The sequence below is a fragment of the Streptomyces sp. SID14478 genome (assembly GCF_010548525.1).
Taxonomy (GTDB): domain Bacteria; phylum Actinomycetota; class Actinomycetes; order Streptomycetales; family Streptomycetaceae; genus Streptomyces.
Genome location: NZ_JAAGMG010000937.1, coordinates 1 through 623 on the forward strand (window position 1 = coordinate 1; position 623 = coordinate 623).

1 protein-coding gene is annotated in these 623 nt (G+C 73.8%); it reads right to left on the reverse strand.

Translation table 11 applies throughout. The features are described 5' to 3' along the window. The coding region (locus G3I40_RS47465; RefSeq protein WP_343245062.1) for a fibronectin type III domain-containing protein at nucleotides 1-360 on the reverse strand (360 nt) is incomplete at its 3' end. Nucleotides 361-623: the final 263 nt, after the last annotated feature.

Genomic DNA, 623 nt, shown 5'->3' on the forward strand with positions numbered 1-623 from the left:
CCGGCTCGCGGGGCCGAGGCCGCCGTCCTTGCCGCGGGCCCGGACCGTGAACACGTAACGGGCCTTCGGGCGCAGGCCGGTGACGTCCACCATGTGCTGCTCGGCGGTCAGCTCCTTGACCCGCGCCGAGCCGCGGTACACCTCGTACCCGGTGACATCCGTGGTGCTCACCGGACGGTTCCACATGACGTGCACGGACGTGGCGCTGCCGGCCTGCGCCGTGACGCCGACCGGCTCGGACAGGGCGGGTCCCGCGGCGTCGTCGCCGTCCGAGAACAGGCCGCAGCCGGTCACGGCCGTCAGCAGGGCGGCGGCGCAGGCCGCGCGGGGGAGCAGAGTGCGTGGGGGAACGCGTCGCACGGGCGTGCCTTCCGCTCGAATCGAACCGGTCGCTGGATCGGCGTTCGGATTGGTACAGACCTCTAAGGGACCTGTATGGCACGGGTGACGGGTCCGCATCAAGAGGGCGTACGCACCTGTCCGCCGCGGCCCGCCCCCGACCGGCCCCCGACCGGTGGACGCCGCCGCCCGGGGGGCCCAGATTGGGTGTCCCCGACCGAAGGCATCTCCCTGTGCACCCTCGCTTCCTGACGCTGGCCGCCGTCTGCGGCGCGGCCCTCCTC